General features: G+C 53.8%; 15 protein-coding genes. 6 read left to right on the top strand and 9 right to left on the bottom strand.

Annotated features, from left to right (window positions below; all coding sequences use genetic code 11):
- Window positions 1-152 precede the first annotated feature (152 nt).
- Window positions 153-2,174: a DNA helicase Rep gene (gene rep, locus HA51_RS06070; RefSeq protein ID WP_084933163.1), complete on the bottom strand. Its 2,022-nt coding sequence runs from the start codon at window positions 2,172-2,174 to the stop codon at window positions 153-155.
- A 204-nt stretch (window positions 2,175-2,378) separates the two neighbouring features.
- Between rep and ppiC the strand changes: the two genes are divergently transcribed.
- On the top strand, window positions 2,379-2,660 hold the full coding sequence (gene ppiC, locus HA51_RS06065; protein WP_084933160.1) for a peptidylprolyl isomerase PpiC: 282 nt from the start codon (window positions 2,379-2,381) through the stop codon (window positions 2,658-2,660).
- Here the strand turns inward: ppiC and HA51_RS06060 are convergent, their stop codons facing one another.
- Both HA51_RS06060 and pdeH read right to left on the bottom strand, forming a co-directional pair.
- Window positions 2,661-4,721 carry an AsmA family protein gene (locus HA51_RS06060; protein WP_084933157.1) on the bottom strand — a complete coding sequence of 687 codons (2,061 nt, stop codon included), beginning with the start codon at window positions 4,719-4,721 and terminating at the stop codon, window positions 2,661-2,663.
- 62 nt (window positions 4,722-4,783) lie between these two features.
- Window positions 4,784-5,557 carry a cyclic-guanylate-specific phosphodiesterase gene (gene pdeH, locus HA51_RS06055; protein ID WP_084933153.1) on the bottom strand — a complete coding sequence of 258 codons (774 nt, stop codon included), beginning with the start codon at window positions 5,555-5,557 and terminating at the stop codon, window positions 4,784-4,786.
- A gap of 284 nt (window positions 5,558-5,841) precedes the next feature.
- Between pdeH and kdgK the strand changes: the two genes are divergently transcribed.
- Both kdgK and HA51_RS06045 read left to right on the top strand, forming a co-directional pair.
- Window positions 5,842-6,780, top strand: coding sequence for a 2-dehydro-3-deoxygluconokinase (gene kdgK / locus HA51_RS06050; RefSeq protein WP_084933149.1), 939 nt, complete (start codon window positions 5,842-5,844; stop codon window positions 6,778-6,780).
- A 439-nt stretch (window positions 6,781-7,219) separates the two neighbouring features.
- Window positions 7,220-8,092: an alpha/beta hydrolase gene (locus tag HA51_RS06045; RefSeq protein ID WP_084933146.1), complete on the top strand. Its 873-nt coding sequence runs from the start codon at window positions 7,220-7,222 to the stop codon at window positions 8,090-8,092.
- Between the two features lie 163 nt (window positions 8,093-8,255).
- Here the strand turns inward: HA51_RS06045 and HA51_RS06040 are convergent, their stop codons facing one another.
- The 6 genes from HA51_RS06040 to bcsE form a co-directional block, all read right to left on the bottom strand.
- Window positions 8,256-9,770, bottom strand: a complete 1,515-nt coding sequence (locus tag HA51_RS06040) for a M16 family metallopeptidase (RefSeq protein ID WP_084933144.1) — start codon at window positions 9,768-9,770, stop codon at window positions 8,256-8,258.
- Window positions 9,771-10,015: 245 nt separating this feature from the next.
- Window positions 10,016-11,296 carry a dicarboxylate/amino acid:cation symporter gene (locus HA51_RS06030; protein ID WP_084933141.1) on the bottom strand — a complete coding sequence of 427 codons (1,281 nt, stop codon included), beginning with the start codon at window positions 11,294-11,296 and terminating at the stop codon, window positions 10,016-10,018.
- Window positions 11,297-11,526: 230 nt separating this feature from the next.
- Window positions 11,527-13,539, bottom strand: coding sequence for a biofilm formation regulator HmsP (gene hmsP, locus HA51_RS06025; RefSeq protein WP_084933139.1), 2,013 nt, complete (start codon window positions 13,537-13,539; stop codon window positions 11,527-11,529).
- Between the two features lie 192 nt (window positions 13,540-13,731).
- A complete protein-coding gene (gene bcsG, locus HA51_RS06020; protein WP_084933136.1) occupies window positions 13,732-15,348 on the bottom strand; it encodes a cellulose biosynthesis protein BcsG in 1,617 nt (538 codons plus the stop codon).
- 22 nt (window positions 15,349-15,370) lie between these two features.
- Entirely contained in the window at window positions 15,371-15,559 is a 189-nt protein-coding gene (gene bcsF / locus HA51_RS06015) for a cellulose biosynthesis protein BcsF (protein WP_084933133.1), read from the bottom strand.
- Window positions 15,559-17,106 (bottom strand): cellulose biosynthesis protein BcsE, encoded by a 1,548-nt coding sequence (bcsE, locus tag HA51_RS06010; RefSeq protein WP_084933129.1) that lies wholly within the window; start codon window positions 17,104-17,106, stop codon window positions 15,559-15,561. Before bcsE ends, bcsF begins: the two co-directional genes overlap by 1 nt.
- Before the next feature lie 193 nt (window positions 17,107-17,299).
- Here bcsE and bcsR point away from each other — a divergent pair, with 193 nt between their 5' ends.
- Genes bcsR through bcsA form a run of 3 tightly spaced genes read left to right on the top strand, consistent with a single transcriptional unit; the run spans window position 17,300 to window position 20,837 of the window.
- Window positions 17,300-17,494 (top strand): cellulose biosynthesis protein BcsR, encoded by a 195-nt coding sequence (gene bcsR, locus HA51_RS06005; protein WP_084933127.1) that lies wholly within the window; start codon window positions 17,300-17,302, stop codon window positions 17,492-17,494.
- Window positions 17,494-18,225, top strand: a complete 732-nt coding sequence (gene bcsQ / locus HA51_RS06000; protein ID WP_084933125.1) for a cellulose biosynthesis protein BcsQ — start codon at window positions 17,494-17,496, stop codon at window positions 18,223-18,225. Before bcsR ends, bcsQ begins: the two co-directional genes overlap by 1 nt.
- Entirely contained in the window at window positions 18,222-20,837 is a 2,616-nt protein-coding gene (gene bcsA / locus HA51_RS05995; protein ID WP_084933122.1) for a UDP-forming cellulose synthase catalytic subunit, read from the top strand. The genes bcsQ and bcsA overlap by 4 nt, the downstream gene beginning before the upstream one ends.
- Window positions 20,838-20,843 lie beyond the last annotated feature (6 nt).

The raw sequence follows: 20,843 nt of genomic DNA, 5'->3' as shown, positions 1-20,843 counted from the left end.
ACCTGCTGCGCTTGCTGATGCTGCGTTGAAAAGCTCCCGTCAAAGGCTCATTTACGGCCTGTAAACTCCGCTTTGCCGGGAACTTTTCGCCTTGCCTCGCTACGCTAGCAACGGTTCTCACTTGAGGCTTGGCCTGAGCGAACGGCTGGGATTTATCCCTTCTTCGCATTTTCGAGCATCGCGCGTAACCCTGCGACCCGCGTTTGCCCAGTCTTGGCACGCTCTTCCGCACTCACCACTTTTTTCTCGCGCTCCCACACCACATCATCTTGTGGCAATTCCAGCAGAAAACGGCTGGGTTCTGGGCGTACTAACTCACCATATTGGCGGCGTTCACGGCATAAGGTAAACGTCAGCTCTTTCTGCGCACGGGTGATACCCACATACGCCAGGCGACGTTCCTCTTCGATGTTGTTCTCGTCGATACTGCTTTGATGAGGGAGCAGCCCCTCTTCCATGCCGACCAGATAGACATACGGAAACTCCAGCCCTTTCGACGCATGCAATGTCATCAGCTGCACCTGATCGCTCTCTTCGTCACTCTCACCGCGTTCCATCATGTCGCGCAGGGTAAAGCGTGTGACCACCTGTGCCAGCGTCATCGGCTCGTTCAATTCGTCACCTTCGAGCATTTCCGTCATCCACTGGAACAGCGTATTGACGTTTTTCATGCGCATTTCAGCCGCTTTCGGGCTCGGTGAAGTTTCGAATAACCAGCTTTCGTAATCGACACCGCGAATCAGGTCACGAACGGCATGCACAGGTTCACGTTCGGTAAGTTGGATGATCTCATTCAGCCAGTGGGTAAAACGTTGCAGATGTTCTAGCCCACGTCCGCTCAGTGTCTGTTCCAGCCCCATATCAAAACTGGCGTGGTACAAACTTTTGTTACGCAACGTGGCCCACTCGCCCAGCTTTTGCAGCGTTGCAGAACCAATTTCGCGACGAGGTGTGTTAACAATGCGCAGGAAAGCACTGTCATCTTCCTGGTTGGTCAGTACACGCAAATAGGCGAGCAGATCTTTAATTTCTGGGCGTGAGAAAAACGAGGTGCCACCCGAAATGCGATACGGAATACGGTTCTGCATCAGCTGCTTTTCAAACACACGCGACTGATGGTTACCGCGATAAAGAATCGCATAATCCTTGTAGGCTGTTTTATTGATGAAGTGATGAGCAATCAGCTCACCCGCCACACGCTCGGCCTCATGGTCCTCGTTGTTCGCACTCAGCACCTTCAGCTCACTGCCTTCGCCCAATTCGGAAAACAGGCGCTTCTCAAACACATGAGGATTATTGGCGATGAGGATGTTGGCAGACTTGAGGATACGCTGCGTTGAACGATAGTTCTGCTCCAGCTTCACCACTTCCAGCGCGGGGAAATCCTCTTTCAACAGCACGAGGTTTTGCGGACGCGCGCCACGCCACGAGTAGATCGACTGGTCGTCATCCCCCACCACCGTAAAACGTGCTCGGCTGCCCACCAGCAGTTTCACCAGCTCATACTGGCTGGTGTTGGTATCCTGGTATTCATCCACCAGCAAATAGCGAATGCGCTGCTGCCAGCGTTCACGGACTTCTTGATTGCGCTGCAGCAAAAGCGTGGGCAATGCAATTAAGTCGTCAAAATCCAGCACGTTGCAGGATTTCAGATGCTGATCATACAGTTGATAGCAGTGGGCGAAGATCTGGTCGCGTTGCGATTTCGCCAGTCCGGCAGCACCTTGCGGATCGATCAGGTCATTTTTCCAGTTTGAGATGGTGGAGATCAGCTGCTGCAGCAGCGTCTTATCCTCTTCCAGCCACTGTTTTGTTAAGTCTTTGAGCAGCGCCAGCTGATCCTGATCGTCAAACAGCGAGAAACTCGCTTTCATCCCCAGCGCTTTGTATTCGCGTTTAATGATCTCCAGCCCCAGCGTGTGGAAGGTGGAAATCATCAGGCCACGTGCCTCTTTGCGCCCTAACGTCTGCGCTACACGCTCTTTCATCTCACGTGAGGCTTTGTTGGTGAAGGTCACCGCAGCGATATGACGCGCCTGATAGCCGCACTCGCGTATCAGGTGGGCGATTTTATTGGTGATAACACGAGTTTTACCGGAGCCCGCACCGGCCAGCACCAGGCAAGGACCGGTGACAAATTCGACAGCACGTTGTTGGCCGGGGTTTAAACGCATAACGGAATTTCACTCAGTTAAATCAAAAAAAGGTTGTGATGGAGCGTTGCTGCTGCGCACTGAATACCATGGCTCATCGCGCGCACTTAGTGGTAGCAGCGCGATTCATCGCAGAAGAAATCGTGCCGCTACCAATATGTGTCGTCATCAGGCAACAAGCATTACGCTATAATGCGGGCCAATTATACACATTGAGACTTGATCATGGCGAAAACCGCGGCGGCTTTACACATCCTCGTCAAGGATGAAGCACAGGCCAAATCCCTGCTGGCCCAACTGGAAAAGGGCGCGAACTTCCAGCAACTGGCGAAAAAACACTCCACTTGCCCATCGGGCCGCAACGGTGGCGATTTGGGTGAGTTTCGTAAGGGCCAAATGGTGCCAGCCTTTGATAAGGCGGCTTTCTCCTGCCCGCTACTGCAACCCTACGGACCGGTGAAAACCGCCTTTGGTTACCACATCATCAAAGTGCTGTGGCGTAACTGATCACTTCTTACTTTTCATCTGCTGCAGCACGTTGCTGCACTGATTGGCATCGGTGTCACTGGGTGAAATCAGGGCCAATAGCGCTGCGGCCGGTGCCACAACAGCACCCAACGCGACGGCTGCAGCACCACGTGCAATCAGCGGCCCCGCTTTCACGCCCGCATCCGGATTTTTGAACGTGCCGCGCACATAGAGCGGTGAACGCAGCGTGATGATACGAATCCCTTTACTGTCTGGGTTAACCGACAAATCCAGCCGTTCGTTGGCAAAGTTAGCGCTGCCGGTGACGTTAATCACCGCGTTCTCGGTATCAAACACGAACACTTTTGGCGTGGCCAATCCCTGACGAATGTTGAGATCGGTAGCTGCACAGTTGATGCGTACCTCATCATCACCAAACAGCTTGCCAACCACATAGTTACCGACGTTCAACCCCGCTATTTCCATTAGGCTGCGGCTAATTAAGCCATCGTTCATCAACAGTTTCAGCTCGCCATTGCTGGTGCCAAGCAAGTCGGCGACGGAGTTGCCGGTGCCGCTTAGACTGGCATCCCCATTCAACTGACCCAGGCTACGCTGCATTGCTGTGACATCTGGGAACAACTGACGCAGTTGTAACTTACGTGCATGCAGGTCAGCACGACCGCGCATCGGGCTTTTATCGCCTTCCAGATGGATGGTGGAGTTGATGCTGCCCCCGGCCATACCGAAGCGCAGCGGATCTAACAGCAAATCGCCATTTTTCAATTGCAGATGAGTATAGAGATCGCTGAGCGGTAACTTACTGCTGTGCTCAATGCGCTTGCCGCTAAACTTTACATCCGCATCCATCACGTCCCAGCTTTTGGTGTCGAATTTGTCATGCGGTAACACGCGATCTGCAGGCTGCGTTGAGGCTTCACCACGCTGTGCTTTGGCCTTCTCGGTCTTTTCACTGCCTTTACCGGAATTCACCCCAATCAACGGACCTAAGTCCGCCATACGCAGCTGGTTCGAACTCAATTCACCGGTCAGGGTGGGTCGCGGTTTTACCTGAAGATAAGTCAGCGAGCCATGAATATCACTGTCACCGATATGACCATTGAATTTCTCATACTGGAACAGCGGCCCTTTCGCATCATTGAAGCGGGCAATCAGATGGCCATCCGTTTCATACGGCGGCGTATCGGGCAACAGCACGCCCGTTAAGCCATAAAGATTCGCCAGCGTATCGCCGGAGAAACGCAGGCGCACATCCAGACCACCGAGGTTGAGCGGATCCTGCAAGGTGCCCTCCACGCGCACACGTGTGGTGCCGTTGCGCACATCTACCTGTAACGGGAAAGGCGTGGTTTTGCTGCGCAACGAGAGCATGCCGCCGATCTTGCCATCGCCATCCAGTTTCTGATTGTTATAGGTCCCGCTCGCCTGCCAGCCAAACACGAAATCGCCCGCACCTTTCTGCTGGTCATTACCGCCAGCAACTTGTGTATAAGGCACCGGTTTGCCGAGTGGGTTAATCGTCACCGTCACATCAGCCTTGTTAATGGCATCGCGGTAACGCACTTCCCCCTTGTCGAACAGGATGTTGTCGAGGCGGAAAGACCAGGCGGAGGGTGCCGCGTTGGGATCGCTGTTTTCACTGCTGGCGAGATTAAAGGTCCAGTTGTTCTTTTTGTCGGCGGTTTGCACTAAGCGGGCGTCTGGCTGCTGCAGCTTAATCCAGGGCAAATAAACCTGCTTATGTAGCAAGGCCAGCGGCGCGAGTGTGGCTTCGACACGCTGCAAATGCACCATGGTGACATCAGGAATCGTAGGCGGATTACCGAGCATCACGTCGTCGGCATGCACCTGCGGCCACGGCACCCAGCTGCGCCAACCGGGTTCTTCGCGGTTACGCACCCATGACACGCCAAGATCGCCGCGAATAGCGAAAGGCCGATTCAGTTCAGTTGAGACTTTTTGGTTGATCGTAGGTTTCAGGCGGTTCCAGTCAAAGGTGGCGATAATCACCACGACCACCACAATCAGCAATACGAAAATCCCGATTACCCAGCTCAGGATTTTTCCTGTACGTGACATTATGCTTCCTCCTTGCCGTTCCACGTCTCAATTAACTGTAGTCGAGACGTAGGGGAACGGGGTCAGGGAAGCTCAAGTGCCATGGATTCCAACTCACTGAAGGGCACCGGACGAGAGAAGAAATAGCCTTGTGCGGCCATCGCGGGTGAGTTACACACCTGTTGCCACTCCTCTTCCGTTTCCACTCCTTCCACGATCACGCCGTTGCAATAACGGTTAATTAAGGCCAGTAGCATAGAAAACAGTGAACGGCCTTCATCGGTGGAACGCAGCAGCATAAATAGCTCGCGTGACAGCTTAATGTAGTCGTAACGGAGTTCAGTCAGCGCAGAGAAATTCGCCATGCCGGAGCCAAAATCATCCAGCCATAACGGACCCAGTTCTGGCATCTTCGCTACCATCTCTTCTTGCGGCAGCGCATGATGTTCCGTCAGTTCGAAGCGCACCCAAGGCAGTTGGGTGATGAGCTGACGGATCTCCGCATGCTGCTGTATCGCCATGAGCGTAGGGCCATCAATATTGACCGAGGCCACCAGCTGACGCTGAGTAAAGAAATGCGACCACTGTAAAAGCAGTTCAAGCTGCTCTTCAACGACGTCGAGACGCTGCGCGATATTCAGCGCCTCAAAATAGGTTTCGGGCGACAACCTTTTTTCTGGTGCGGATGGATGGGCCACCGCAGTCAGTAATTCAATAGCCAGTAAACGGCCGGAGACCTGGTAGATCGGCTGGAAAGTATAGAATCGTTGGCACTGCTGCCAGAAGAGACGCGTTTCCTGTTGTTGCTCCAGTTCAATTGAAAAAGGCAGCCGATGACTTAAATTATTCATCACCATGGTTTTTTCCTGGTTGGTGGTGGGTGCCTGCAAATAGCATCCCAGCGGCAAGTATCGGCTATTAACGGGATAACTTTATTGGTCTCAGCAGCCACACGAGCAGTTGAGTGTATCAGCGCGTTTCAGGCTTAATCGGCAAAACAAACGACGCTTTGACCGCTAAATCGTCATTGACGTGGCCAACTCGCCCCTTAAGCTAAATTAAAACGTCGTTTTAAAAACCATTGACAGCTGCCATACCAGACGCGAGACTCGTGGGCAGAATTCACTACAGGCCGAAGACCATGACGCAGAAGAACATCGCCATTATTGGCGAATGCATGATTGAGTTGTCCGAAAAAGGCGAGAACATCAAACGCGGTTTTGGCGGTGATACGCTGAACACGGCGGTCTATCTGGCACGTCAGTCAGATAGCCAGCAGCTTCAGGTAAACTATGTCACCGCACTGGGCACCGACAGCTTCAGTGACCAGATGATCGCAGCCTGGCAACAGGAGCAAGTACAAACCCAGCTGATTCAGCGTCTCGATAATAAGATGCCAGGCCTGTACTTCATTGAAACTGACGATCACGGCGAACGCACGTTCTGGTACTGGCGTAATGACGCTGCGGCACGTTTCTGGCTGGACAGCCCGGAATCCGATGCGATCTGCGCACAGCTGGCTCAGTACGATTATCTCTATCTGAGTGGCATCAGCCTGGCGATTCTGCCGACTGACAGCCGCGAGAAGCTGATGACGCTGCTCAGCGCCTGTCGTCAAAACGGCGGGAAAGTGATTTTCGACAACAATTATCGTCCGCGCCTGTGGGCTGACAAAGCCAGCGCACAGCAAGCCTATGCCGAGATGCTGCGTCACACCGACATGGCATTCCTGACGCTGGATGATGAACATCTGTTGTGGGGCGAGCAGCCACTGGAAGCCGTCATTGCCCGCACCCGTGAAGCCGGCGTGCAGGAGATTGCCATCAAGCGCGGCGCAGATTCCTGCCTGGTGGCGATTGGCGATGAGCCACTACGTGAAGTCGCTGCGGTTAAGCTGCCGAAAGAGAAAGTGATTGATACGACTGCCGCGGGTGATTCTTTCAGCGCCGGCTATCTGGCTGTGCGTTTGGCCGGTGGCAGTGCAGAAGATGCCGCCGCACGCGGTCATCTGACGGCCAGTACGGTAATCCAGCACCGCGGTGCAATTATTCCATTGGCAGCAATGCCGCTATTGAAGTAAATACCGCACTGAAAAGTCGCGATGCAATGGTTTGCGCATCTGTCCGTGGCACTGCCGCTTCAGATGCGCACCATAAATCGTGTTGCTACCAAACTCTCTGCCATAAACAATAAAAACATTATTGCGCCTTAATGAATGAGGAGAAAAATTTGCGTTAATCACGCATATTTCACTGCTAATTTTCATCAACATCGCCAGTGATGCCTCTCCGGATACAATTCGCCTCTTTCACTTCAACATTATTAATAACACCAATTTAAATTCAATCAATTACGACAACTTAACCCGCCGCCAGGCATAGTCTTAAACTCGCGAAATTGGCGGTTTTCGGCTGGACGCCAGGGCAAAAACAGACCATGTTTTAATCAATAACAGCAGGATGCTGTGACACCGGCCGCGAACAAAAAAAACGACAACATGACTCGCTCAGGACTGATTTATGCACACAGAAATCATCAATATCTGGCCGCACGGTGATGCGCCAGGCGCGAGTGATTCGCGCGCTCAACCACAGATCGTCGATCTCGCCAAAGAGTACGAGCCTTATGACCGCGCAGCCACCGGCGTGCGCTGCCCTGAGATGGCGATTTGGCATCCTGAAACCTCAAACGGCATTACGCTGCTGGTTGCTCCCGGTGGCGGTTATCAACGCGTTCTGATTGACCGCGAGGGCAGTGCACTGTCCACATTCTTTACGTCCATGGGTTACACGCTGGCCGTAATGACCTATCGCTTACCCTACGATGGCCATCACGAAGGACCCGATGCGCCACTGGCAGATGCACAGCGCGCGGTGCGCGTGCTGCGTGAACGGGCTCAGCGCGGCATGAACGGTAAATACATCGTGATGATGGGCTTCTCCGCGGGTGGCCACGTGGCTGCCAGCCTCGGCACCCGCTTTGGCGAAAAAATCTACCCGGTTCAGGACCATGCTGACAACTTCTCACCGCGACCGGATGCAATGGTCCTGCTCTATCCCGTGATCAGTATGCGGGATGGTTTGGCGCACGAAAGCTCACGTACCCGCCTGCTGGGCGCATGGCCAGATCAGAAGATCATTGATGCTTACTCGCTAGAAACGCGCGTGAATGGGCAAACACCCCCTACGCTGCTGATTCATGCCAGCGATGATGAGGCTGTGTCCGTGAATAACAGCATGGTGTTTTTCAGTGCTTTACGTGAACACAAGGTGCCAGTTGAAATTCACTTCTACCAGAAAGGTGGCCACGGATTTGGCATTCGTGGCGTGGCGGATTTACCACTCGCCAGTTGGCCGATGCTGGTCACCGAGTGGCTGCGAGCAAAGACGTAGAAAGGTGATGTAATCGTAGCGGTGCAACTTATTGCGCGCCGGTCCGCGACGTCATCGCTCCAGGAGTGCGCGATAAATCGCACCGCTAAGTCATATTGCAGACGCGGTCCTTGCGCGCCCCACAAAGGCTGGCGCGCAAGACGCTCGCGACGATCCACAGACTTCAGGAAGAAGGAGGGGCCTGCTCCGCTGGGGCGCTGGCGCTGCCATCCGTTTTCGCGGCATCATCGGTGGCTGCTGGAGCGGCAGGCGCATCTGGCACCTTCATCACCTTGTCCCAGCCTTCTTGCAACATCTTCACGTTGGTTTCGGCTTCACCCTGCGGCTGAATCAGCACCATGGTCAGCTCCTGCGATAATTGCTGACGCAGCTCCTGATTAAGCTGCTCACGCGTCAGCTCGCCAAGAAACGCCTGACGCAGTTTCTGATATTGCTCCGGGGCGATATCCACTACCGCGTTTTGCTGCGAGCGTAAACGCTGGCCCATCAAGATATCCGTGTCAGTGCGTGCGTAGGTGGCAAACAACTTATTCAGCTCTAATAGCTTCTGCGCCATCAACGCATCGAACTCATCCTGCGGCAAACCTTTATCACGCACCGCTGCCAGCTCTTTCGCCACCTGATTCATATTCTGAGGCAGCGAGGCATTTGGGCTGTCCATGTTGATGGAACACTGGGCACGCTGATAGAGCACGCGGCAGTCAAAGCCCACCTGGACGTTCTGCGCTTTACTGTCAGCAAGGGCGCGCTGCACATGCCAGAACAGCGCTTCACGCGCCAGATCGCTCTGCCAGTAATGCTGAAGATTTTGTGAGTCACGAATGGGCTGCCATGGCGTATCCCATACCAATGACAGGCGATCTTGATTCATCCCCCCATTCACCAGATTGACCGCTTGATGCGGCAAAGGTGACAAGGTTGGCAGTGCAGCCGGCGCGACGCGTTTACCTTTCAACGGTGAGAACGTTTTATTGATTTGTTCCGCGATACTGCGGCTATCGACATTCCCCACCACATACAACGTCATCCCATCAGGCGTATACCACTGCTGATAGAAGCTACTGAGTTGGGCGATATCCACCGGTGCACGCGGCTGTTCACCTGGGTCGTGCGCCAGCATAGCTGAGCCTTTCAGGCGATAACGCCACCACACGTCTTGAGTGTTGGATGGCCAAGTCGCGATAGGGTCGGATGCGCTGAGCGCGGTGGAGACCACCTGCTCATTGATGCTCATTTTACCTGCCGTTGCTGCCAGCCAGCTCAAGGCTTCTTTCAGCAACTCAGGACGGTTATTAGGCAGGCTCAGATTATATTGCGTGTAATCATACGACGAGATAGCCGGTGGCAGAGGACGCTGCGGATCCATGGCCTGCTGCCAGAGTGCACGCTGCTGATTGGTATCCAGCGTGGCGTTATGCACCATCGCCAGACGGGGTATTAGGTGGCTAAAGCCAGTTTGCTGCGCGCTCTCCACCAGCGAACCGGTGTTAACAATTAAACGCAACTCAATGCGATCGCTTGGACGCTGTGGCGTGGTCAGTAGCTGCCAGCTAAAACCATTGTCCAGTTTGCCTTCCTGCCACGCGGGATCGGGCTGGAGTGTTTCGGCGTGTACGCCGAAGCCGGATGCCGCAAGGATCAATCCGCCAACCAAAAGCCGAATTCTGGTGCCCTGCATGTGAACCCCTACTCAAACAGATCAACGCTCGTTATCGCGACATGTGCGGTCACCTCTGAGATGACCGACGCGGCAGTTTGCCGCCACGTTTATTGAAGAACAGACTCTTTGACCACAGGATGGTCAGGATGTCGCGCAACGAGGTAAAAAATCGGGAAAAAAATCAATGGGGTTTATTATGCAAATGCCCGCTGTCAGGGCAAGTGACAGCGGGCATTTCTTGGGAAATTAGCGTAAATAGACGATCAGACGCTGGTTTGTGAGGCGTTATTCACCTTTTTCGCTGAAGAAAGCGTCGCTTTCATCTGCTTTTCATCCAGCTGCCCCACCCACTTCGCCACCACCACTGTCGCCACTCCGTTACCGACCAGGTTAGTCAGTGCACGTGCTTCGGACATAAAGCGGTCAATACCGAGAATCAACGCCAGACCGGCAACCGGCAGATGACCTACCGCAGATAAGGTTGCCGCCAGCACGATAAAGCCACTGCCCGTTACCCCTGCTGCACCTTTAGAGGAGAGCAGCAGCACCACTAGCAAGGTGATCTGATGGAAGATATCCATATGAGCGTTGGTTGCCTGAGCAATAAACACCGCCGCCATGGTCAGGTAGATTGAGGTGCCATCAAGGTTAAAGGAGTAGCCTGTTGGGATAACCAAACCCACCACCGATTTCTTACAACCTAACTTCTCCATTTTATCCAGCATGCGCGGCAGCGCAGATTCAGATGAAGAAGTCCCCAGCACGATCAACAGCTCTTCTTTAATGTATGCGACAAACTTGAAGATGTTGAAACCGGCCCAGCGCGCAATCAAACCGAGCACCACGACCACAAACAGCACACAGGTGATGTAGAAGCAGATAATCAGCTGACCCAACTGCACCAACGAACCGACACCGTATTTACCGATGGTGAAGGCCATCGCACCGAAGGCACCGATAGGCGCAAGGCGCATAATCATGTTGATCACGCCGAAGATCACTTTCGAGAAGCTCTCAATGACGTTAAACATCACGGTACCGGCGTTACCCAGGCGGTGCAGGGCGAAACCAAACAGGATGGCGAACAGCAGCACCTGCAGGATGTTGCCACTGGCAAAGGCACCAATCACGCTGCTCGGAATGATGTCGAGCAAGAAGGCAATAACGCCCTGATCCTGCGCTTGCTGGGCGTAAATCGCCACGGCTTTGGCATCGAGGGTGGCCGGATCGACGTTCATGCCCGCACCTGGCTGCACCACGTTAACCACTACCAGACCGATAATCAGCGCGATGGTGCTGACAATTTCAAAATAGAGCAGCGCGACAGCGCCCGTACGTCCAACTGCTTTCATGCTCTCCATGCCGGCAATACCGGTCACCACCGTACAGAAAATCACGGGGGCGATGATCATCTTGATCAGCTTAACGAAGCCATCGCCAAGCGGCTTCATTTGCGCGCCTAACTCAGGATAGTAGTGGCCTAACAGGACGCCGATGCCAATGGCAACCAGCACCTGGAAGTAGAGGCTTTTGAACAGTTTCATAACAGGTGTCCAGGTATAGACGGTATTCACCGTCGTTATTATGGAAAACGCATGCGGCAAGCCGCCTGGAAGCGTATAACCTTACCGATTGCGGGAAAATAACACCCCGTTAACAGGATTAATATACCCTTACATTCCTTACAAAAGTTACAAAACTCTAACTATGAACTGAAACGCTTCAGCACCCCGTCTGACGGCGATTTAACAAGGAAAATCAATTAATCAGGTGATTATTCAGGATGTGACCAACGGGAGAGCCAGCGTTGATTAAAGATAGGTAAAGGTAAAGCCTCTGCATACAAGTACCCCTGGCCGATGGTAATTCCACGCGCCAGTAGCCAATCACGCTGCTCTTCGGTCTCTACACCCTCGGCAATGACATCAAGATGGATGATATCGGCAATCGCGGCCACGATGCGTACCATGGTGTCGTCGTCAGGCAGTGCAGCGACAAAACTGCGATCCATCTTCAGTTTGTTCACCGGCAACGCCTTAAACTGATGCAGATAATTGAGATTTGAGTAACCCATACCGAAATCGTCCAGGGCGACAGCGACACCGGTTTGCTGCAGTGAGCGCAGCAACTGTATTGCCTGTTCCGCATCACCAATCTGCGCGGTTTCTGTTATCTCCAGCACGAAGTTACCCGGTGCAATACGATGACGCTCCAGCAAGCCTTGTAAATGTGTGACCATGCTGGCATCACGCAGCTGTACAGCAGAGATGTTGACGCTGAGTGGGATATTGATGCCCTGTTTCTGCCACCCGGCAAGGATGCGGCAAGCTTCCTCAAACACCCAGCGCCCAATCGCTGAAATCACACCAATCTCTTCTGCGCTGGCAATAAACTCTTCAGATAGCCCATAGCTGCCATCCGGCATCCGCATGCGCAGCAGTGCTTCAGCACCCGCCAATTCTCCGGTTTCCATATTGATTTGCGGCTGAAGGTAGAGCGCGAACTGATCATCCTGTAGTCCCTGCAAGATATCGTGCTCCTGTGTTAAACGTTTTTGTGCCCGTTCGGTCAGGGCAGGGTCAAAGAACAGGACCTGGTTTTTGCCCTGATGACGCGCTGACATCATTGCGGAAGTGGCACGATCGAGCTGCTCGCTGGCACTGACCAAACTGTCGTCATGTAACGCCAGACCAATACTGGCATTGGGGCGCAGCTGTAACTGGTGGAGATTCACCGGCTGATTAATACGAATCATCAAATTACGCGCCAGCCGCATCGCCCGGAACGGGTTGTGCGCGCGTTTCATCAACAGTGCGAAGTCACTCGTCCCCATTTGCGCCAGCAGCGTATGGTCGTCAACCGTGCTGCGAATTTTCTCTACCAGCGTCAACATCAGGGTGTCGCGCTGTTCATCACTCAGTACGCCGTTGGCTTCCTGAAGGGTTTCAATGCGAATCACCATCAAGCCCCAAGACTGGTGACTATGGCGGTGGCTGATGTGCTGGTCCAGTAGCGCCAGGAAGAGCGCCCGATTGGGCAAATCAGTGACCGCAAAATGGGTGGTCATGCGACTCATTTCATCGTGAATCGACTCCAGCACCTGCTGATTGCGATTGTAACTGCGGATCAGCATGCCAATTTCATCATCCCGATGGTTATGCGGTAGATCGAGCTTGTGCGTAAGAATGGCTTGCGGTGGCAGCTCTAGCAAATCACGCGACAGGTTGCGCAAAGGATGAACAATCAGCCGGTTGATGCACCAGCTTACCGCCACTGAAAGAATCAGTGCCAAGAGCAAATAAGTGGTGATCATGGTGGAGAGCGTACTCAGCAGAAACTGATAGACGCGTGATGAATCGGCTTGCAGCACCAGATAGGCAATCGGCTTTGGTAAGCCTGTGCGCTCGACAGAATAGAGCGGTAAGGTGATTTGTACCGGTAACTCAAACAGACGCGCCACAAAAAGGGGGACAGGCTTATCTGGCACGAAGTCCGCGTGCAATGCCTGGAACGCGTTGGGCAACACCACATCGGCACGCGACAAAATACCCGCGGGTTTCAGCGTATTAAGGATGTGTTCAGCCTGCGGAATATCGCCTTTTAATACCGCTTCTGACAGCGGCTGACGCACCGTGTGCGCGATATTCTCCATCTGCTGGGCGTAGTCAATTCTGCGCTGCTGCACAAAGTGAAAAAGTTGAATGACGATAAAAATACTGATGGTCACCATGGCCACAGCGGACACCGTTGCCATCTGTTTTATCGTTAACGAGCGACTAACGCGCAACCAAACCTCTCCCGGCGTCTAACGCCGTGTATTTAGATAAAATGCGTTGCGAGTATATCGCAGGTCAGTGTTGCTTTGCGCCGGGATAAAGTCGAAAAATCGCCTTGGGAACCAGATAAGTCAGCAATGAGGAAGTGCACAATGTTGTAGCGGCGCGATTTATCGCGCGATAAGTTGCGCCGCTACGGTGGGCTACTGCGGATAAGCGACCCAGTCTCCTCCGTTAAGTCGGATCCAGGGCTTGCCTTGATACATCATCACCACCGCATTGTCGTTTTCCGAGACCACTGGCGATTGCGGCAGATTATCCGCCAGCACCGACATATTCACGTTCGGCGCGTTAAAGACTTGGCCATCCACCACACGTGAAACAATCTCCGATATCGCCAGCAAGCTGGTCGGCGTATCAATGGTCAACGGTTGCCCTTGATGAGGCGCCTTCATGCCAACAAACTTAATGCCTACCGGGACATGGGTAATGCTAGGGCTTGGGATATCACGCAATCCTGACATTTGCATTTTATCGCCCTGCAGCGCCGCACCGTGCTCCGGCACCACCACCACCATGACGCGACGGCCTGATTTTTCCAGATTAGTCAGGAAGGTATCCAGTTGGTCAAATAGCACTTTAGCGCGTGGCTGCCATTCCGCCGTGCGTGTGCTGCCTAACTCACGCGTACCATCATGCAAGGGGATGAGATTATAGAAAGTGGCACTGCGTGCATCGCTGCTCTTGGTGCGATCATCCAGCCAGCGCTGCATAAGCTGTCCGTCATTGAACACCGTCGAACCGTCAAATGACGTCAACTCTGGCGCAATGCCCGCCTGAGACATCAGCGGTGCCTGTAAGTTACCCTCTTCACGCAGCTCTTTAAGATAGTTACCAAACACACCGGTATGGTCCATCATCAGCTCCTGCTTAAAGCCGAGCTTGGCAAGATTATCAAACAGATAGCAACGCTGATCGGTGGGTTTATACAGATTGGTGTGTGAGGTCTGGCCACAGCTGGCGCGTAATAAACGGATCCCCGCCGGGCCGCTGTAGCCGGTGGCAGAGTTGTAGTTGTTCAGCACAATATCAAAGTGCTTCCACAGCGGATGGTCACGCAACTGTGCCACATCCATATCCGACCAGGACAACGAGCAGATATTGATCACCAGGATATCAAACGGCTGTGAGTCAGCGGGGAGCGCATCCGGGAAATGCGTTACACGCTGTCGCTCGCTGTCGTAGAAGCGGTTAAGCCAGGAAGTCAGATTGGCACTGGTGGGGGGAGCCGATTGATCGAGGCCATCCGGCGCTTTTGCGGTGGAGGCTTTATCATTCAGCGCCACTTCCGGCGTAGCCGTTTTGCTCGGCAGCAGGTTCATCTCTGGGCCTGCGATGGTCAAAACATTAAGCCAAATCAGCATCAACGACACCAAAACGGTGACGCGAATCCACTGGGCAATGAACATATACAGCACCAGTAGCACAAAACCCGCACCGATCATCTCCCAGTTAATAAAGCGTTCCAGCAGATCGAGCAGGTAAGCGGCTGAGAATCCCGCCAGCTGGCTGCCCTGGCTCATAATCGAATCCATCCCCGGCAGCCAGGTATCATGCCAAAACAGGGCAAAACCTATTGGCACAGAAACCCAGTGCCGGATGCGATGCAGACGACGAGAAGGCAGTGGGAACAGTAGCCACGCCAGAAACACCAAATTGCTTAAGGCATGAAAATTAAGATAGCCATACCACAACAGACCAAACTTGATCAGGAAGTAGAAATTCCAGCCACCGAGACCGCGCCACCACGAACCGTGCAGCTCGAAGGTTTATTATCACTCATTACGGTTTTGTATCCGTTTTAGCGGGTTTGCGTTGCCACTGCCCTTCCGATTTCAGCGCACGCAGCGGCAACAGACGCATCAGCAAACGGGTGCTGCTGCGCGGTAACCAGCGCACGAACAAGGATTTCAGGAACAGTAAAATTAATAACAGCAGGATCGCCACCTGCACCCAATCCATCAGTGTCATCAGCGGCGATCTCCATCCACGTTGAGTGTAATCGGCTGCGGGGTTTGCGCGCGGCGCAGGGTCTCGTCAGGTGTCTGATGGGTTTGTGCTACCTGCATTGTCACCATCGGTGCTTCACGTTGTGCCACTGGCGTCAGTTGCCGAATTTTATGCACTTCCGACAGGATCTGATTATCCTCAAACCACACCACCCGGTTGCTGAACAATTCATCGTGCGGCAGTGAAAAAATCGACTTCAGCGCAATATCCAGATCGTTAAAACGACAAGACGATAGAAATAAATAGATGCGCTCATTGACTAACGTCACCAGATCGCCGAAACGACGTGGCTTGCAGAGCGTCAAAATTTGTTCGGGCTTTAACTGCGGCACCGGGCGCAGCGCCACCATCAAACCTTTATCATTTTCCGGTAGCAGCGTATTACTCATCAATTGCTGCACCGCCGCACAGAAGTTTTCCAGTGGCAGGAGGCCCTTTTGTTGCAGTGGCTGTAACGCCTGCATTAAGCCCGCAAGATTAGACGGCACATGGCGAGTAAATTGCTGCCCCTGAATCCCCTCCAGCGTGGTGAGGAAGCGGGACAAACTTGCCGCCGTCGGCACAATGGCAGTCACCCCACACGCCAGCAGCAAGCGCTCATCGCTATACCTTAGACTGGTACTAATTTCGCGCACCACAATCTTTAGCGCATTACCTCGTGAGCGACGTAAACTGTGGACCATCCCCGCTAGAGTATTGATGTCTTGGTTATGGGCCAGATTAAAAATGACGGTTGCCGCATTCGCCTGCTGAGCGCGCGAAAACACGCCTTCATTGTCGCTAAACAGTTGCCACTGGCTGGAGAGTGGCGGCGCACCTTCCAGCACAGCTTCCTGCGCAAGGAACTGATTTTCATCATTCAGGCTAAGAGGGGTATTTTGTTCCGCCTCGTTGGCAGCAATAAATTGATTATCTTTGCAACTGAATCGGATGGCGCGATCGGCCAGTAATTTGTCGGCAGAGTACCACCAGTTAATTCGGTATTGCCAACTGTCCTGTTGGAACTCTAAATGTGCGACACCATCAAGTTGGCGAAAATAACGTTGTAGATGATTACGGAGGTGAAGAATAGAGGTACCAGACGTAATCAACAGCAACGTGATTTGTTTTTTGATTAACAAACGCCGCATTCGTTTAACCCAATCTGTGAGTTCATCCGGGGATAATTTACTCCACAGCGCGGCATTACTGTAAAACAGCACTAAGCCACTACGGCTATTCAGTATGCGGGCGAAATCACTCTCCAGACGCTGTAAACCGGCTTTGTTCGCGGGTAAAGAGAACAGCGGGATACGCACCGGACCAGAGGCCGGGTCGGGGGTGAGCAGCGACTGCGGCTTCTCATCTGCGCTGACCAGTGTGGCGACCTGCTGATGGCTAACCACCTGACGCAACAGCAATCGTGCATCTTCCTGACGTTGACTGGTGATCCAATAAAACCCTGGATTTTGCAGGGTGGTTAATTCCTGCTGAACCTGTTGTAGACCAAGCGCATAGAGATTTTTCATATTTGTTTCGCGATCAGAACAATCCAGGCTAGTTTAATATAGACGGCGACAATTGAAACTGTTGAAATAAATAAAACCTGCGCTATCTCAAATCATACTGATTTCGACATGGTGTTGGCTTTTCTTCAGGTTTAGACTTTACAAAAAATAAAATCACAATTCATCCGTTGCTGTTATTGATGGCAAGAAAGTAATGAAAACTGAAAATGCCTTTTCGCTGATCGCTTCCACCAGTGAAGATCAGGATGACATTAATGCTTTGAGCGAAGCCTTTTCTCTAAAGGCCTTTCGTTACATTGATATTGCCCGCGAAGAGCGGCTGAATACCCTACTGACGCGCTGGCCGCTGCTGCGTGAATTAACCGCTGCACAGGAGCAGGAACGCTAATGCCGGTCATCGCCCTACAGGGTTTGCGCGGCGGTTGTGGCGCGACATCACTCAGTGCGGCGCTCGGCTGGGCGCTCAACACGTTGCAGGAATCGGTACTGGTTATCGATTTTTCTTCGTCTAATCAACTCGCTGCTCACTTCAACCTTCCGCTTAGCCACCCGCAAGGCTGGGTATCGGCACTGCTGGAACAGCAGCCGTGGTCACAGTGTGCGCAGCGGTATCAATCCGGGCTCGATTTCCTGCCCTTTGGCACGCTGAGCCATCAGCAAACCTTAAGTCTGCAGTCCGTTGACGAACAGTTTGCGGCGCCGCTGCTCCATGCTCTACCGGCGCTGAAATCACAGTATCGCTGGCTGATCTTCGACCTCCCTGCGGATCTATTACCTTGGCAACGATCCTTCGCAATGGCTGCCGATCGTCTGCTGCAGGTATTGTCGTTGGACGCAAACTGTCAGCTGCGATTGCATCACCCGCGCTTCTTGCCGCACACCCTGTTTTTAATCAATCAGTTCAATGCCAATAGCCAGTTGCAACAGGATTTGCATCAGCTCTGGCTACGCACACTGAAAAATCTCATCCCACAGGTTATTCATCGTGATGAGGCGCTGGCCGAAGCACTGATGATGAAACAACCGGTGGGTGAATACCGTCCCCACGCGCTGGCCAGTGAAGAGATTAATACCTTGGCGAATTGGTTGCTGCTCAATGTTGCTGGCGGTATCGCGTGAATCCGTTGCGCTGGCTGTTCGTTCCGCAGGCGTGGCTTGCGTTGCAGCGCCGCGCCCGTTTGGCACGCCAACACGGCGCGGGATTTTTCACCGTCACTCTGCATCTGCTGTGGTGTGTTCTCGCCTGGTCGCTGCTGCGGCAGGAAACACCCGGCTGGCAACGTATTCTGCAGCAGCGTCAACGCTACTATCCGCAGATTTCACCGCTGCGCCCGCGCCCATTGGATGTGCTGCGATACGCGCTGCAAAGTCTGTGGCTACTGCTGGTGCTCCCGCTCGATAACAGCGCACGCAGCGAACGTCAGCGCCTCAATGCGTTTAGTTCGCTGTTCCGCTGGCGTCAGCAACTTTATCAGTGGCTGGGTCGTGTGCCTGATCACCTGGCAAAAACGGGCCTGCACCAGCGCGCCGAGCAGCAGTTGCAAAAGCTGCCCGCACCCGTCCGCCAGTTGATGTTTATTGCCGCCGCGATTGTTGCCAGCTTGCTTGCGCTGCTTTGCATTTCGCAGCCGTTTGGGATCACCACACAGTTTGTTTTTGTATTGCTATTGTGGGGCCTGGCAATGATGGTTCGCCGCGTGCCGGGGCGACTCTCGACCATCATGCTGATTGTCTTATCCCTCACTATCTCCTGCCGTTATTTGTGGTGGCGCTACACCGAAACCCTGAATTGGGACGATCCGCTCAGCCTGACATTTGGCCTGCTGCTGATCGGTGCCGAAACCTATTCGTGGACGGTTCTGGTTTTAGGGTATTTCCAGACGCTGTGGCCACTTAACCGCCAACCGGTCTCCATGCCGCCGGAGATGACCTCTTGGCCGAGCGTCGATATTCTGGTTCCCACCTATAATGAGCCGCTCAGTGTGGTGAAACCCACCATTTACGCAGCGATGGGCATCGACTGGCCGCAGGATAAGCTCAATATTTATATCCTTGATGACGGATCGCGTGAGGAGTTCCGCGAGTTTGCCGCCAGCGTGGGGGTTAATTATGTGGTACGCCCGACCCATGAACATGCCAAAGCGGGCAATATCAACCATGCGCTGAAAGTGGCCTGCCGCAGTGACTACGTGGCGATTTTCGACTGCGACCACGTTCCCACGCGATCTTTCCTGCAGCTGACCATGGGCTGGTTCCTGAAGGATCACCGGTTAGCCATGCTGCAAACCCCACACCACTTCTTTTCGCCCGATCCGTTCGAGCGTAACCTCGGGCGCTTCCGTCAGACGCCTAACGAGGGTTCGCTGTTCTACGGTCTGGTGCAGGATGGGAACGACACCTGGGATGCGGCGTTTTTCTGCGGCTCGTGCGCCGTGCTGCGCCGTACCGCGCTGGATGAGATTGGCGGCATCGCCGTGGAAACCGTCACTGAAGATGCGCATACCTCGCTGCGCCTGCATCGCCAGGGTTACACCTCTGCCTATATCCGTATCCCACAAGCCGCGGGACTGGCCACCGAGAGCCTGTCGGCGCACATCGGCCAGCGTATTCGCTGGGCGCGCGGTATGGTGCAAATTTTCCGTCTGGATAACCCGCTGTTTGGCAAAGGCTTAAAACTGGTCCAGCGCCTGTGCTACGCCAATGCCATGCTGCACTTCCTGGCCGGAATTCCTCGACTGATCTTCCTGCTGGCTCCGTTGGCGTTTCTGCTGTGCCACGCCTACATCATCTATGCACCCGCGCTGGCGATTGCGATTTACGTCTTACCGCATATGGTGCACACCAGCCTGACCAACTCGCGAATTCAGGGACGCTGGCGTCACTCGTTCTGGAGTGAAGTGTATGAAACCGTACTGGCGTGGTATATCGCTCGCCCTACCACCGTCGCGCTGTTCAACCCACATAAAGGCAAATTCAACGTCACCGCGAAAGGCGGCTTGGTTGAAGAGCGGCATCTCGATTGGGTGATCACCAAGCCCTATATGATGCTGGTGCTGCTGAACATTGCTGGCATTGTCATGGCCTTCTGGCGCATGGCGTACGGCCCCGCCAATGAGATGCTCACCATCTGGGTGAGCCTGGTATGGGTGGCTTACAACATGATTATTCTGGGTGGCGCAGTGGCGGTCTCCGTAGAGGCGCGCCAGATTCGAGAAGCCCATCGCGTGGAGATCGCCATGCCGGCGGCCATCGCACGTCAGGATGGCCACATGGTGCCCTGCACGTTACGTGACTACTCCGACGGCGGGGTTGGCGTTGAGCTACGCGAAGCCGATGCGTTAAAGGAAGATGAACCCGTCTGGCTTTTACTGCGCCGTGGTCAGCAAGAGTTCAGCTTCCCTTGCCAGGTACAGCGTGTGTTTGGTCGCCGTGCAGGGATTCGCCTGCATCAGCTTTCCACGCGCCAGCATATCGAATTTATCCAGTGCACCTTCGCCCGTGCCGATACCTGGGCGCTCTGGCAGGACGGCTTCCCGGAAGACAAACCGGTACAGAGTCTGGCCGACATCATGGTTCTGGGATTTAAAGGCTATCTGCGCCTGGCGGAGTATGGCCCTGCCCCGCTACGCCGTATTTTCCGTACCCTGACGATGCTGGTGAGCTGGCTGGCTTCACTGCTGCCACAGGGCATTAGCCGCGCACCTGCGGCAATCAAAACCGATTTCACCTAAGTTGAT

The sequence above is a fragment of the Pantoea rwandensis genome, from assembly GCF_002095475.1.
GTDB lineage: Bacteria > Pseudomonadota > Gammaproteobacteria > Enterobacterales > Enterobacteriaceae > Pantoea > Pantoea rwandensis.
The sequence above is the reverse complement of the archived record's forward strand: the minus strand, read 5'-3'. Positions and strand labels throughout refer to the sequence as shown.

Excerpts from the sequence above, each read along its gene's own strand:
- HA51_RS06030 (WP_084933141.1), bottom strand. The coding sequence starts at position 11,296 with ATGAAACTGTTCAAAAGCCTCTACTTCCAGGTGCTGGTTGCCATTGGC.
- bcsQ (WP_084933125.1), top strand. The coding sequence starts at position 17,494 with ATGCCGGTCATCGCCCTACAGGGTTTGCGCGGCGGTTGTGGCGCGACA.
- HA51_RS06040 (WP_084933144.1), bottom strand. The coding sequence starts at position 9,770 with ATGCAGGGCACCAGAATTCGGCTTTTGGTTGGCGGATTGATCCTTGCG.
- bcsF (WP_084933133.1), bottom strand. The coding sequence starts at position 15,559 with ATGACACTGATGGATTGGGTGCAGGTGGCGATCCTGCTGTTATTAATT.
- rep (WP_084933163.1), bottom strand. The coding sequence starts at position 2,174 with ATGCGTTTAAACCCCGGCCAACAACGTGCTGTCGAATTTGTCACCGGT.
- pdeH (WP_084933153.1), bottom strand. The coding sequence starts at position 5,557 with ATGGTGATGAATAATTTAAGTCATCGGCTGCCTTTTTCAATTGAACTG.
- HA51_RS06045 (WP_084933146.1), top strand. The coding sequence starts at position 7,220 with ATGCACACAGAAATCATCAATATCTGGCCGCACGGTGATGCGCCAGGC.
- ppiC (WP_084933160.1), top strand. The coding sequence starts at position 2,379 with ATGGCGAAAACCGCGGCGGCTTTACACATCCTCGTCAAGGATGAAGCA.
- bcsR (WP_084933127.1), top strand. The coding sequence starts at position 17,300 with ATGAAAACTGAAAATGCCTTTTCGCTGATCGCTTCCACCAGTGAAGAT.
- bcsE (WP_084933129.1), bottom strand. The coding sequence starts at position 17,106 with ATGAAAAATCTCTATGCGCTTGGTCTACAACAGGTTCAGCAGGAATTA.
- HA51_RS06060 (WP_084933157.1), bottom strand. The coding sequence starts at position 4,721 with ATGTCACGTACAGGAAAAATCCTGAGCTGGGTAATCGGGATTTTCGTA.
- kdgK (WP_084933149.1), top strand. The coding sequence starts at position 5,842 with ATGACGCAGAAGAACATCGCCATTATTGGCGAATGCATGATTGAGTTG.